General features: G+C 43.8%; 11 protein-coding genes. All 11 read right to left on the bottom strand.

The features are described from left to right. Window positions 1-403: 403 nt before the first annotated feature. Window positions 404-1,723: a hypothetical protein gene (locus tag DXA15_RS08350; RefSeq protein ID WP_128133733.1), complete on the bottom strand. Its 1,320-nt coding sequence runs from the start codon at window positions 1,721-1,723 to the stop codon at window positions 404-406. Between the two features lie 489 nt (window positions 1,724-2,212). Further along, window positions 2,213-3,172 (bottom strand): Rpn family recombination-promoting nuclease/putative transposase, encoded by a 960-nt coding sequence (locus tag DXA15_RS08355; protein WP_128133734.1) that lies wholly within the window; start codon window positions 3,170-3,172, stop codon window positions 2,213-2,215. Between the two features lie 246 nt (window positions 3,173-3,418). Continuing rightward, window positions 3,419-4,003, bottom strand: coding sequence for a response regulator transcription factor (locus tag DXA15_RS08360; RefSeq protein WP_046145191.1), 585 nt, complete (start codon window positions 4,001-4,003; stop codon window positions 3,419-3,421). Window positions 4,004-4,012: 9 nt separating this feature from the next. After that, window positions 4,013-4,702: a helix-turn-helix transcriptional regulator gene (locus tag DXA15_RS08365; protein WP_199676267.1), complete on the bottom strand. Its 690-nt coding sequence runs from the start codon at window positions 4,700-4,702 to the stop codon at window positions 4,013-4,015. A 24-nt stretch (window positions 4,703-4,726) separates the two neighbouring features. Next, entirely contained in the window at window positions 4,727-5,668 is a 942-nt protein-coding gene (locus tag DXA15_RS08370; RefSeq protein WP_128133736.1) for a sugar phosphate isomerase/epimerase, read from the bottom strand. A 4-nt stretch (window positions 5,669-5,672) separates the two neighbouring features. Next, window positions 5,673-7,061 (bottom strand): Gfo/Idh/MocA family oxidoreductase, encoded by a 1,389-nt coding sequence (locus DXA15_RS08375; protein ID WP_128133737.1) that lies wholly within the window; start codon window positions 7,059-7,061, stop codon window positions 5,673-5,675. A gap of 47 nt (window positions 7,062-7,108) precedes the next feature. Continuing rightward, the gene (locus DXA15_RS08380; protein WP_128133738.1) at window positions 7,109-8,692 is read right to left on the bottom strand and encodes an SUMF1/EgtB/PvdO family nonheme iron enzyme; all 1,584 of its coding nucleotides are present in this window, start codon (window positions 8,690-8,692) and stop codon (window positions 7,109-7,111) included. 158 nt (window positions 8,693-8,850) lie between these two features. Beyond that, window positions 8,851-11,949, bottom strand: coding sequence for a glycoside hydrolase family 2 TIM barrel-domain containing protein (locus DXA15_RS08385; RefSeq protein WP_128133739.1), 3,099 nt, complete (start codon window positions 11,947-11,949; stop codon window positions 8,851-8,853). Between the two features lie 30 nt (window positions 11,950-11,979). Beyond that, the gene (locus DXA15_RS08390; protein WP_128133740.1) at window positions 11,980-13,146 is read right to left on the bottom strand and encodes a Gfo/Idh/MocA family protein; all 1,167 of its coding nucleotides are present in this window, start codon (window positions 13,144-13,146) and stop codon (window positions 11,980-11,982) included. 174 nt (window positions 13,147-13,320) lie between these two features. Continuing rightward, window positions 13,321-13,536 carry a RagB/SusD family nutrient uptake outer membrane protein gene (locus DXA15_RS26120; protein ID WP_233566997.1) on the bottom strand — a complete coding sequence of 72 codons (216 nt, stop codon included), beginning with the start codon at window positions 13,534-13,536 and terminating at the stop codon, window positions 13,321-13,323. Window positions 13,537-13,541: 5 nt separating this feature from the next. Further along, complete coding sequence (locus DXA15_RS08395) at window positions 13,542-15,188, bottom strand: RagB/SusD family nutrient uptake outer membrane protein (RefSeq protein ID WP_233566999.1); 1,647 nt, start codon at window positions 15,186-15,188, stop codon at window positions 13,542-13,544. Window positions 15,189-15,199 lie beyond the last annotated feature (11 nt).

Below are 15,199 nucleotides of genomic sequence, written 5' to 3' on the forward strand. Positions count from 1 at the left end.
ATCCGATCTTTCGGATCTGCCGTTAAGCTGTTATCTGCCAGCCATCCTCTTAATTTGTTTTGCATACTAGTGCGGATTGTGGAGTTTTGTTAGATCTCCGGTTAATATTCGACCGTTTTGTCAAAATAAAAATGACTAAAAAAAACGATCGTTTTTTCTAGTCATTTTCACGGGAGCATCACCTTTTTTGTGTTTTCCTCAAAAGAACTTGATTATTAAGCATTAATAAATAGTGAAAAGTTTGGTCGGTATTAAAAAAAGTCCTAGTTTTGCTGACAAATAAAAACGATCGTTTTTTCTAGTCATTTTGAGAATCAGGTATATTTAAAATTTTATCCTAATTATTTATCACCAGCTTTATTTTGTCATTTTAATAACTATATGCTGATCTCCAGTAAAAAGATCAGCCACCTCGTAAATGAATAAAAATACGGCCATTCGGCATAACACTGATACGGCTGGTTGTTTGACGTAAGTATTCTAATGCAACAGCACTTCCTCCTTCCTCGGCCATACGTGACAGATTTATTGCCCAAGTAGCCTTTTGATCAACGGCTTTATCTATAAAACTAATAAGTTCTTCATCGGTCAATGTGTCTATCCTATATCTAGTCGGGGATTCAGTACTGGCGAATTCAGTATCATCAGCCTGTCTAAGTGATTGTACGCCACCCTGACCTTTATGTACAGTCGCCGATCTGGCACCTCTATAGGCAGGAGCGGCTGAAGTGCCACTTCCAAAAGTTGCGGTAAAAGATGCTCCTTTTTGAAAGACTTCGGCATCGATCACGCCTCTCGCCTGATGTGCTCTCGCCTGGTCCAATCTTAAAATTGCCGCCAACTCCGACAAATGTGCCAAAGTTTCCTCATCCAGGAAAGGATATAGTGCTCGCATATCTTCTAAAGAGACTCCGGTGTTACTCCGCAAAATAGCGTTTAAGCATTCCTTGAGTTGAGATTCCGTTGCTCCGATTCTTTTACGATCTGCTTCCACTAAGGCTGCTAACTGACGATAGGTTTTAGCATTCCCCTCTCTTTGCCGTGCTTCCTCGTCCTCATTTCTGGTTACGGGATACACGCCAAAGTCTTTTCGCCAGGTAGTAGGAGAAAATTCAAACATGCCCGATCCTATTTGCGTCAGAAAAGGCTGCGGATAGGTGAGTTCTCTTCCTGCACGCATATCACGGATTGCTATTGCACTGCGATGCTCGGCAGAATGAGGAGTATGGATCTTCGTATGAATCGTTTCACCGGTAGTAGGCCTATATATATCATCCGATTCACCACTGCTTGGTTCACTTATATCGTCTGATTGATAGGCTTCGGATAAATCAGAATGGTCAGATGAGCTCGTTTCGGAATCAGATTGGTCGGATGAGCTTGTTTCGGCACCAGCCAATCTATATCGTTCATCATCAGGAGAGACATTCTGCCTCGTTATCATGCGGGCTCTTGTTCCGGCATATTCGATCGTATAAGTCTCGGGGTTGACAGCTACAATCCGCCATACCTCTCCATACATTGTAATAACAATATCTCCAACGTTGCCATACAGTCCGATTTGCCGCTGGATAACAGAGGGATGGCCTGTTTGTCGAATCAAAGCAGTTAGTTTTGCTTGCGCTACGACCTGAGAACGAGCATCTGGAAAACGCACTGCACCTCCCAGATTCGGACAGATCGTTCTGGCGGCAGATATTCTATCTTGCTTACTTTCTTTCATAAGAACAGTTGGTATAAGATTCGAAGATCTATAATTGCCTAAAGCTAAAGATTACGAAATGATTATGCAATTTATTTCCACAAACGACAGGTATTGTTTGCAAATGACATTATTTAGCTAATAACCGGCATAATCTTATACCGCAGAAATAGTAGGTATTGGTAGGGAAAATATAGCTGGCGACCTGGCCCGGAGAACTTGCTACATATATAATGTATAGGGATGACAGTGCTTGTATCCCGGATTCGGTGAAAAGGTATATTATTAAGAATATTTCTCTACCTTTGTGAAAGTATCATTTTCAATCAGGTAAATTATGGCACAACTTTATCTACGGCACTTCCTACCTCATCGCTCCCCGTGTGAGTGTCAAGTTTAAACCCGGAAAGTTTTTGCTGGATAATCTGAACGGGCGGAAAAGGTAGAAATACTTGATAATAGAAACAGGCGATCTGATATGGATCGCCTGCTATATATAATATATAGTAATTACAAAGCTTGTATCTCGGATTCGGTCAGGCCGGTGGCTTGCATGATGGATTGCATATCCATGCCGAGTTGTTTGAGGCGGAGGGCGACTTCACGAATGCCTTCTTTGATACCCTCTTTCATACCCTCTTTGATACCCTCGAATTTGCCTTTTTCCATACCCTCCTCATATTTAGTTTCCATGCAGGCATACAGGTCACGTTCGGTGGAGAGGCTTAGCTCGTATTCCAAACGTTCGTCAGGGGTCATACGTTCGATTTCCACTATGCTTTTCAGCTTCTGGAAAATCTGTTCGTTCAATTCCTTGGGTAATCGTGCCATGATCTCTATATTGTTTAGTACATATAAAAATTTCTTGTATAACGTATCGCATTCCGATAGGAGCAGTTTAAATTTAGGCATTTCAAGATAAACCTCCGTTAATGTTTCGCTGAAAGGTTCTTTCAACTCACGGTCCATACGGACCACGTCCCAACGGTATTTTTCAGGATGCTTGCGATCCATTATATAGTTTAAAACACAAACTACATACACACGGTTCACAGCATAGTTCCAGCGAAGCAACTTCGTCTCTGCCTTACAACCATTCTTTGCTTCCTGTTCCAACGCCCGCTCCAACTGTTCTTTTGCGTAAGTAGCCTGTTGCTGGATAGCAAAGGAAGCGTAATATAACACCCGGTCGGAAAAATATTTCTGGGAACTCTTTTGCATCTCCACGATTATCATTTCATGCTTGTCTGTTTCACAGAAGATGTCGAATACTGCCTTGCGGTCGTTTCGCCCCATCCCTAATGCTTCTACATTTCGGAAGGTTATATCCGTAATACCTTCATTTAACAAACTGTTGAGAAATTTGATAATCAACTCCTTGCTAACTTCACTCCCGAAAATCATTTTAAACCCAACGTCTGAAAAAGGGTTGATAAACTTCTCCTTTAACGGAATTAATTCTTCTTCCATAGTTAAGTATATTTTATGGTTATGTTCGCTATCGCCTTGATAGCGTAACTGTTCTGCAAATGTAAGAATATATTTTATAACTGAAAGATTATAGTTAAAAAGAATAATTGCAAGAGGTCTCACTATCCCATTGACACAGTATGAAAGTTAGTTTGTATACAACTAATGAACGAATATATCGCCGGCATTTCTGAAATGAAAACTCATTATCTGTATTGCGAAGATTTTGACAATTACTATCAAGGATTATAACTCAATATCATCCCCCGAAATAATCCCGTTCATGATGGCATAGAATGTTAAACCGGAGACGGTCTTGATGCCTAGCTTGGCTGTGATATTCTTGCGGTGAGTCAGGACAGTGTTAAGGCTGATATTCAGTTTGTCGGCAATCTCCTTATTCGTGATGCCTTTGACGATCAGTTGGAGGACGTCGGTCTCGCGGGAAGAAAGGTCCTTGCTGTTTTCACCGACTGTGTAAGCGGAACTGTCGCTGGTAAACAGTTGCTGCAATTGCTCGATGATAATCTCCTGCGATGCCTTGATGGTTATATGGTTGGTGGTGGAAATACCGCCGGTGCCCTCTCCCCCATCGATCAGTACCGTGGTTTTGCTACGGCGGGGAAGGAAAAAATCGGCGTTCAACACCATGATGTCCGGAGAGGTAAAATAATAATCGAACGCATCATTGCCACCTGCCGCATTAAAAATCTCGAATGCAGGGAAATAGCAGACCTCGACCGGAGGAAAGTAGTCGGTCAGCAGACTCTGAAGACCTATACTTTGTAGAGTGTCGGGTAAGATAATCGCTATTTGTTTGTTCCGGTGCATCGACAGGGGTTATTTACATAATTTCTCCATGGCAGAGACCATCGGAGTCAAGATACGGTAACGGATACGGTTATGCTGCTTGATGTCTTTTTCAAGGCTGCTGATCCCAAAGATCACGGCATAACACAGATTCTCGTTGTAATCGCCGGAAAGATGCTTGATCATGATGCCTTTCAGGTCGGACAACAATGCTTCTATAGCATCTTCCGAACGCTGCTCGTCGCCCAGATGGAGTGCCTCTTTTTCATCGGAATTACAGCCTCCTTTTATTTTTTCACTCAACGCCAGGCAGTAAGGGAACCATTCCTTATCATCATGTTCGATGCGTGCCGTAAGCTCTTCCTTGAAAGAGGAGAAGAATTTGCCGATCAGGTTCAACGTATTGTTTCCCGGCGTGCTCATAGAGATGAAAGAAGTTAGGTGCCGCTCTATGTTCGGCAACTGGTAACGCAGGTAGTAAAGATTGGTCTTGGTCAGGTAATCGATAATCTGTGTCGTATGGAATGTCTGTAACTTCCTTTCCGGGAAGTATTCCTCGTTCAGGAACGTGTTGATTACAGTCAGCAGGAAATCGGTATCCAACTGATATTCGTCACAGATCGTCTTCACCGATTTATCGCCCAACCCGAGGCGGATACCGAACCGGTTGATTACAGGAATGAGTGAGGGATGTTCTTCCACCACCTCACTCATTTGCATATTTGGATATACTAAAGGCATAATTTATGCTTCTTCCCATTGTTTGCGCAAGAGTTCTACCGCGGCAGGGACAACGATGTTACGATCGCCCTGGCATCCGCATTCGAAACTTACGTATTTGTCATAACCCAGCATCTTCAGGCCCTTGAAGCCGTCTACGTAGTTATCTGCTTCCCCGTCTTCACCCGGCATGCTGCGACGTTTGCGGCTTGCCACGTGTACGTGCTGCAAATAGTCTCCAGCCGAGATAAAAGCTCCCATATCGGACGTTTCTTCCCAGGTCATATGCCAGAAGTCACCCATGCAACGTACTCCCGGATTGTTGATATCCCGGCATACGGAAGCGGCGTCAGCCACCTGACGCATATAGAAACATTCTTTACGGTTCAAAGGTTCAAAGATCACGGTCGTTCCGTTCTGAGCGGCATGGTTTCCCATTTCGGTGAACTGCTCGCACAAGAAGTCGCGGGTTTCCTGATTATGAGGTAATGCCGGTACCTGCCCGTTGAAAGCCGGAACGATGATAACCCCTGTCGATCCCAGTTCGCCGGCTGCGGTGATAATCTCTTTCATCGTATCCATACATTTCTGACGGATAGCCGGATCAGTAGAGAGGATAAAACCTTCAAACCCTGCACAAATGGCACTGACTTTGATATCACGACCGCTCAGGGCTTCTTTGATTTCCTTTACACGGTCTTTCAGTCCACGGCCTCCCGGTTCAAAACCGACAATACCCAGCTTTTCCATATAGTCCAGCTTCTGGTTCAGGTTTTCACCCGGAGCGATGCCTTCCTGGAAAGAGAGGTTCAGTTTCGCCTTGGTGTTGCAGCAAGACTTCGTTTCCGGACATTTCTCATCCGAAGAAGCCTTCGATGCACAGGATGCCAACGTGCCGGTACTTACGGCTGCTACCGCAGCACCAGACAAGGTTATTCTTAAAAAGTTTCTTCTGTTTAATGTCATATCTTTATTTATTTTGATCACGAGGTTTTCCCGGAACCGGAACAGTAAATGTGCTCATATCCATCTTACCCAGATTCAGGTCTTTCGGAGTATAATCCAACGGAGAAGCAGTCATAGCATCCCAGGTCGTCTCAGCACCGGAATAAGCCGATTCACGTCCCATAATAGCTGCCATATTCGAAATAGCTGTTTCGGAAGCCTGCTGAAGTGGTTTGTTACCACGGATACTATTGATCCAGTTTACATGCTCCAAGGTATACGGGTCGGTCTGTTTGAAGTTTGCTTTTTCTGCTTCATAATCATACTTCCATACCACATTACCGGCAAGGTCTTTGATCTCCATCGTAGAACTGTCCCATGAACCTTTGGATCCCTGAATAAATTCACTTACATTACTAACGCAACCATCTATCTGGCGGCACATACTGTGCATATGAATACCGTTCTCCATGGTAAAGTCGATACTGAAGTTATCATACTGGTCACCGGTAATACGACGCTGGCGAGAACCGAAACCCACAGCTTTAACCGGTTTCAAACCGCTGAACCAGGTAAACACATCAATGTTGTGCACATGCTGTTCAACAATATGATCACCCGACAGCCATTTCCAGTTCACCCAGTCCTTAATCATATATTCGCAATCATTCCATTCTTTCTGACGTTCACGGAACCACAGCATACTTTGATTCCAGTAAACAGTACCACCTGTAATCTCTCCGATCATTCCTTCCATGATCTTTTTATAAGATTCTACATAAGAACGCTGGTGGTGACGTTGCGTACCGGTAATCACACGCAAATTCTTTGCTTCCGCCTGTTTAGCTGTAGCCATGATCGTACGATAACCAACCGGATCCACGCAGATCGGTTTTTCAAGGAATGAATGTTTCCCTTTTTCTGTCGCATACTGGAAATGTACCGGACGGAACACGGGAGGAGTCGCAATGATCACAACATCCACGCCACTGTCTATTACTTGTTTATATGCATCCAGACCTACAAAGCGTTTGTCGGCAGGAATATCTATATTCTTATCTTTTTTCAACTTACCGGCCAGTTCGTCAACTCTTTCCTGGAAAGTATCACCCAACGCAACAATAGTCACGCCATTTGCTGCATTCAGGAAGTTGAAAGCGGCACCGGAACCACGTCCGCCACAACCGATAACACCGGCTTTCAGCTCTTTCCCGTCGGTTGCCAGATCCGGCAATTCCGGAATATAATAAGTGCCCGGTTCTTTCAGCGGTTTCAAAGCAGCGGCTTTTTCTCCCCCGCCGCATGAAGTCAGAACCACACTTGCTGCACTACCTGTACCGATTGCACCCAGTGCACCGGCCATCGCTGAACTTTTTAAAAATGATCTTCTACTGATACTGTTTTCCTTTTTCATGATATAGCAAATTTAAAGAATTGATATAATTTTTACACTAGTCTACTTTATTGAATGGATGAATCCGGCTCGCACACCACACGGAAGCCAATGCCACGTATGTCAGAATACCACCAGATACTTTTAGGTTGTTGCGGGTCAGTCTTTAACCACGCTTCATGTTTGGTATAGTCGCGGGCTGCCGAACGAAGGTCTGCCGCGTCAGAAGTATAATTACCTCCGCGCACTACCCATTCCGTTCCTTCGGTTACCAACGGATTCGTAACAGACTCGCCTCCCTTGCTATAGGCTTCGGGATCATACTTATCTGCACAATATTCCATGACATTACCCAACATATTCTTTAATCCGAACGGATTGGCTTTCACCAGTTCCGGTTCCTGTGTCTTATTCTTACTGTTCTTGCTGTAAATGACGAACGAGCCGATACTGTCGGTTTTTGCATCGAAGAACTTACGCCAGAATCCCTGATCGGAGAAGTCTTTCGGACTGCCGCTGAAGAAGTAAGGAGTTTCCGTACCTCCACGGGCTGCATATTCCCATTCGGCTTCGGTCGGCAGACGGTATTTCTTGCCGGTCTTCTTTGATAACCACTGGCAGAATGTTTCAGCTGCATAATGTGTCATTGTGATAGCCGGACGATCGCCGCCACCCCATCCCTGGTCGGGGAATCCGAACGGAGGTGTCGGACCGGAAATAGCATCCACATCCGGATTGCTGTTATTCGCATAAACCGTTTCAGGAGGAGTACGTCCCTCGCTCATCGTATTTCCATAGAACGACCAGTACTGGTCCCAGGTAACTTCCACCTCAGCCATAAAGAACGAGCTGACCGTTACGTTGCGTACAGGTGCTTCGTCCGGTTTATGGAACGGTTCCTTGCTGGTGCTACCCATTTTGAACGTACCGCCCGGCACGGCAACCATTTTAAAAGACACCGGTGTTCCGGGTATCTGTTCTACATAATCGGCAAAACTTGTTACCTGTGCAGGTTCCTTGAAATAAAGACTTGTATCGACAGCCGAAGATCCGGAAGCCACACCAGGAATACCTGTCAACTTGGAATGGTTGTAGTTGGGATTATAATGTCCGGCATCCAGGTGACAACTGATACACTGCAAGTCCAGTTTCTTTTCATTTTCATCATAATAAAGGTGTGCTGTAATACCGTCGTTCGTAATTCCTTCCGGAAACAAATTCTGGTGACATTCTTTACATGATTCGTTCGGAATATATTTAACGGCATGATCCAGTTCTGACTTCACATCCCAGTCAAAATCGGCACTGTCTTTGGTCATAAAAGACCAGACATCTTTTAAGCCCAGTTTTGCTTTTGCCGTATAATGGTTCCAGGTATCGTTTTTAGGCGGAAGGTGGCAGTCCACACAATGCACTTTCACACCACTACCGTTATTTACGTGCTTGGATAGTTTCCAGCTGCCTTCCACATGCGGATGCACATGACACATCATACAGGATTCGTCACTGGAAAAATAAACGGAAGTATTATAAGCCAGAATCATTACCCCGGCACCAAAAATTACGCCCAAAAGAAGCATAAAGGTCTTTCCTTTAAAAAAATTCTTCTTCAGGCCTGATGAGTATCGATTAGAATTCTTGTTAGTAGCCATCTGTTTTTATGGTATTCAATATTTACACTTAGTCTGAGAATTAGATTTAAAAATCGGCAATAAAAGTAGCATTTTCCTTAATATAAAGAAAGCATAACCCACCTATTTAACGTAATAAGTAAGCAGATTATGCTTTTTTTAATTATTTTCAGTATCCCTTAAAGATTTGACTGTACCGGTGTCATAATGAAAGTAAATTCATAATCACCGTAAGGCAAACGATATTGCTCCAAAGGCAATGCGCCCCAGCTGTTCACACATCCCAGCCCCATCTGTACCTTGTCGATACAAAGGTTGGTATAGTCTGCTTTCGGGACTAATTCTGAATGTCTCTGGTCTTTCTGCACACCGTCGTCCAGTGATTCGATCGAGTAGTTCAATGCAGAAGCTGAGAAAGGAGCCTCGGCAACAAACATCAGACCGTTGCCACCCTTGTTTGTCTGTTTCCACCAGCGGATATCCGTTTTTGTACCGGTTTCCTGCGGACGGATATAAGAGTAGAATTGTTCATCCACTGTCTGGCAGAATTTACCCAGATCGGTCACATTGTTACGGTCTGAATAGTTTTCCCACGGACCACGGCCATAATATTTGATCAATGCCATTTCTTTCGGCATCTGCATCTGCATACCGAAACGGAACATATCCGATACTTTAGCCGACTTGTCAGCAATCATCTTCTGTGTTACTTTTACGGCACCTTCATTATTAATGGTATAAGAAACAGACAACTTAGCCGATACGGCTTCCATTGTATATTCAGCATTTACTATCGCCTGGCCGTTTTCCATCTTATTTGTCAAAGAGGTCAGTTTCAGTCCCGGCTTTTTCCATGCTGCATATCTGTTCTGCAAACCGGCTCCCATATCGTTATCGGTCGGGGCACGCCAGAAGTTTGGAGTCAGCTTACCACCTTCATCGATCAAAGCCTGGCCTTTTACATCATATTTGCAAAGGAATCCGTCGTGTTTATTGAACTCGATACGGAAGTTTTCACCTGTAACGATCAGATAGTTGTAATCGTTTTCTGTAATTACCGGAGTTACCGTGGCAACATTTACTTTTTCAACATTTGCCAGTTTCAATTCCGGAGCCTTATACGGGCGGACAACCAACTGATTTTTAGCAACCGTATATCCCGCCGGAAACATTGTTTCCGCTTTTTTCAGTTTGAATGCGACATTCAACAGCAATTCCTTGCATTTGCAGATTCCGTCCGTAGTATAGTTCAACTTTACAGATTTGGTCTGTTGCGGAGCCACTTCCAGATCTTTGACCATGCCTGTCTGAACCACTTCGCCGTCAGCCAGCAATTCCCATTCTGCATAATAACCGCTCAAATCACGGAAGAAGTTTTCGTTATAAACATTCACGACACCGCTTGCCAGGTCCGAAGGAGTTACCCAGATCGACTGGTAAATATGTCCGACCTCATGCATATGAGGATTAGGCTTACGGTCCGGACTGATCAAACCATTGTCCAGGAAGTTATTATCAGATGCATCGTAGCGGTTAAAGTCGCCACCGTATCCATAATATTCCACACCTTCCTTATTTTTCATACGCAATGACTGATCCACAAAGTCCCAGATGAAACCACCCTGATATTTCGGATATTTACGGACAAGATCCCAGTATTCCTTAAATCCCCCCTGTGAATTACCCATTGCATGCGCATACTCGCACTGGATAAGCGGTTTGTCGACATTACTATTACAATAGTCTTCACAACCTTTATACCCCAGATACATCGGGCAATAGATATCGGTAAATTCATTCTTTCCTGCCTGCTCATACTGAACGGCACGGCTCTTATCTTCATTCTTGATCCAAGTGTAACATGCTTCAAAGTTCGGTCCGAAACCGGCTTCATTACCCAATGACCAGAAAATAATAGACGGATGGTTGAAACCACGTTGTACATTACGCTGGTTACGTTCCATATGTGCTTTTGCATACGACGGATTCTTAGCCAGGGTTTGTTCGCCATACCCCATACCGTGGGATTCCACATTAGCCTCGGCTACGACATAAATACCGTATTCGTCACACAAATCATACCACAGGTTTGCATCCGGATAATGACAGGTACGAACCGCATTAAGGTTGTATTCCTTCATCACCTTGATGTCCTGCAACATACGTTCGCGGGAAACCACATATCCGCCGTCCGGATCCATTTCATGACGGTCTGCTCCCTTAAACAATACCGGCTGCCCGTTTACCAGGATCTGACTGTTTTTCAGTTCAATCTTACGGAAGCCAACTTTCACCGGGATAACTTCCAGTTCTTTATTGCCTTCTTTCAGCGTAGCGACCAAGGTATACAGGTTAGGCGTTTCAGCCGTCCATTTCAACGGATTGGAAACAGCGATATCCGCAGACACTTTGCCTGAGCCTTTCAGCGTAGTTGTCGCAACGGAATTACCTTGTTTATCCAACAATTTCACATCCACAACGCCACTGCCTTTCAGGTTAACGCTTACATTTAATGTTGCATCCTTATACTGTGCATCCAGATCCGGAGTTACGCGGATATCCTGAATATATTTAGGATTACGGGTATACAGATAACAATCACGTCCGACACCGCACAGACGCAGAAAATCCTGGTCTTCCAGATACGTACCGTCGCACCAGCGGAATGTCTGGAATGCGATCAGGTTCTTACCGGGTTTCAGGTATTTGGTCAGATTGAATTCCGCTTCAAGTTTGCTGTCTTCGCTATACCCTACATACTGCCCGTTTACCCAAAGATACATATTGGATGTTACCGAACCGAAGTGAGCAAATATTTCTTTTCCTTTCCAGTCTGCCGGAATAATGATTTCTTTACGGTATGAACCGACATGGTTATTTTCTACCGGCACTTCCGGCGGATTATTCTTGAACTGGTTTCTCCAGGCATATCCCACATTCACATAAATAGGATCACCGAAACCATTCAATTCCCAAATACCGGGAACGGGCATATTCGCCCAACCTTTATCATTAAATCCTACCTGATAAAAATCTGTCGGACGGGCATCGGCATCCTTCACCCAGTTAAATTTCCAGGTCCCGTTCAAAGTCATAAAATTGACTGACGATTCTTTGCATCCCTTCAACGCCGCATCCTCTGTTTCAAACGCAAAGTAGTTGGTATGCATCGGGGCACGGTTAACTTCATTTACGTTCGGATCTTTCCACTCATTTTTTTGAGCAAATGCTGTCACTCCCAGCAAGGAACAACAGCAAGCTAACATTTTTAATTTCATTCCTATAATTGATTTACTAATGTGCGACCATCAATCTACCCACTTCTGCCACTTTACATTTTCATTGTATCCGGCTTCCACCATCGTTTCAATGAACTGCATGCCTCTTACGCCGTCATAAACAGTCGGGAAGTCCAGACATTCCTCACATGGCTTCTCTCCTTTCTTGATACTCATGACAGTATGGGCAAAGTTCCTGTAAATATTGGCAAAAGCTTCGATGAAACCTTCCGGATGGCCACCCGGAGTACGGGTATTCATTTTGGCCATATCGCCGATAAAGCCGTTATTTCCCATACGAATCACTTCTGTCGGTTTATTCGACCATTTAGCATATAAAGTATTCGGTTCTTGCTGCTGCCATTCCAAACCACCTTTATCTCCATAAATACGGATCCGAATATTATTTTCTTCTCCGACAGCAACCTGCGATGCGGTTAAAGTTCCGACCACACCGTTCTCATAACGAAGGAATGCTGCGCCATCATCATCGATCGGACGTCCGGGCACAAAGGCATTCAGGTCGGCACAAACTTCCAGCACCTTCAAACCAGTTATATATTCACTCAGATGCCAGGCATGAGTACCGATATCTCCGATACAACCGGCTTTTCCGGAGCGTTTCGGGTCTGTACGCCATCCGGCATTATTTCCCCCCTGTAGTTCGATCCGGTCGGAAAGCCATCCCTGGAGATATTCCACATAGACACGGCGGAGCGTCCCCAGTTCACCTCTGGCGATACGTTCTTTGGCTTCTTTTACTGCCGGATAGGCAGAATATACATGGGTCAGAGCCAGAATCAGTCCTGTTTCTTCCACTTTCTTCTGAAGTTGTTTGGCTTCTTCCAGCGAGAAGGTCATCGGTTTGTCTACTACAACATGGAATCCTCTTTCCAAAGCCATCATAGCCGGTTCAAAATGCCAGCGGTTAGGTGTCACGATAGTCACAAAATCCATCCGTTCACCTTCCGGTAACGTCATTTCATGCTCGAACATTTCCTGATAAGTACTGTAAATGCGATCTTCCGGCAAGTAATAAGACAGACCGGAACTCTTAGAAATTTCAGGGTCTACACTGAAACATCCGCATACCAGTTCGATCTGATTGTCCATAAAAGCCGCACGACGATGGATTGCACCGATAAAGGCGTCACTTCCACCGCCTACCATGCCCATTCTTAATTTTCTGTGTTTCATGATACTATTATTTTTACAATTACGAATTGAGACCCTAAAGATAGGATTTATTTCGTTATATAGACAAATGATAAATCCGATTTAATGCAAATCACTCAACAAAAGGCTGAATAAAGTACCGTCTATACTCTAATACAAAGACGGTACTTTATAAAAAAAGAACTTGTAACTTATTTAATTTTCATAACCTGGATTTTGAATTAAATTTGGATTACTGTTTTTCTCATCACGCATTATAGGTAAAAAATAGCATTTGTCAACAAACTGACGCCCTTCATTATTCAGGTCTATAACTTTATAATGCATATTCCAGATATCCGGATCCGCAGTATACTTGTATTGAACGCCAGCTCCTGACTTCAATGTAGCAGTAACACGAATACCTTTCAAACTATTTAAACCCGGAAGATCAGGGCAGTCATCCAACGGCGGACATCCCAATAGCGAATTTCTTCAAAAGAAAATTCCAGACGACGCTCATTCTGATAAATTTTCCGCAATTCATCTTTATTATTGGTTGTAACAGCCGGTAAATTCACATGTTCACGATATTCATTCAGATACTTTTTCGCCTCGTCCAATTCACCCAACTCAATGCAAGCTTCAATATAGCAGAAATAAACCTCTGACAAACGAATGAACGGAAAAACCGCATTGATCTTGTTACGATGATCCCCATCGGCTGGATTGATATATTTCTTTAAATAATAACCAGTGTATGTAGCATTCCAATTTTCCCCACCGCCACTACGACTATCCATTCCTGCATAAAATTTAGAATCATCAGTTACAGACGGATCCAACTGATAATAACCAGTCTGTATTTTTCCGGTCGGTTCAATAGAAGCATAATCATCGGGTCTCTGTATCCATTGCATGCCATCATACATGATGGTTGCATAAAAGCGGGGTTCGCGATTACCATATGGATTGTTTGCATGTTGAGAATTATTCCAATCAAATTTGCTCCCGTCCTCCATTGCAAATGCATCTACCAAATCTTGAACAGGAGTATTCCCTCCCCATCCATGATAACCGGAAGGGCCATTAAATAGCGGCATCTTAGTACCACTTTCGTCTTTTGTATCGATAAAATAACGAGAAAAAATATGATCTGCACTTTCTGCCAGAAAGAAACGCCAGATAGCTTGGGCTTTTTCTTCTGTAGAAAGTCCTGTACCTCCATAGGTCGGAATAGCATGTCCCATCGGATTATCCAACAAATCTTTTGCTGCGACTTTAACGGCTTGCCAACGCTCCGTTCGTGACCCTTGCGTGTAAAACAACAATTCCGGATTTTTATAAGAAGCAAGCAGGGACGATTTTACCGAAGCTGTAGCCTGGTCATGCAAATCACTGGCAGCATCCGTCAACACACGAACTTTCAAAGCCTTAACAGCAGCCAATGTAGCCCTGCCCTTCTGCGTATTATCAAACGTATGATCCTTTAAACACTCCGCAGCTTTGTCAATATCATCCAGAACCTGCCCGATACAATCCGTATAAGAAGAACGGGATAATAAAAACGACTCCGGATCGTCAGTCAGTTGGGTTACCTTTAACTGAATAGGAACACCGCCAAATCCACGTGTTAAACGATGCAGGAAATAGGCTCTCAAAAAATAAGCCTCCCCTTTCAACTGCTTTTTTGCATCGTCAGCAAATGTTGCGTCATCCACATGTTCGATAAAATCATTGCAGGAACGTATATTCAGGTATAAACGTTGCCATTGATGCCCACTCTGAGTCTTTGAAAACCAGCCTAAATTCACATCAGTCACAGCACCTGCGTTTGTCTCAACAAATTCCCTTCCATGTATAAACATCGCCTCGTCGCAAGCCGAAGCCTGTAGTTCTTCCGTAAAGCCGGCATCCTGAAATGCAAAATAAATATCATACATATAAGCTTCTGCCAGACTCTTTTCTTTCCATATATCATCTGCCATGATTTCTGTCTGTGATTTTGTATCCAGAAAATCCGTACTGCAAGACACAGTAAGCAAAGCTACAGATAAAAGACATAATATATTCGCTTTTTTCATGTTCATATCAA

Source organism: Parabacteroides sp. AM58-2XD, from assembly GCF_003463685.1.
Taxonomy (GTDB): domain Bacteria; phylum Bacteroidota; class Bacteroidia; order Bacteroidales; family Tannerellaceae; genus Parabacteroides; species Parabacteroides segnis.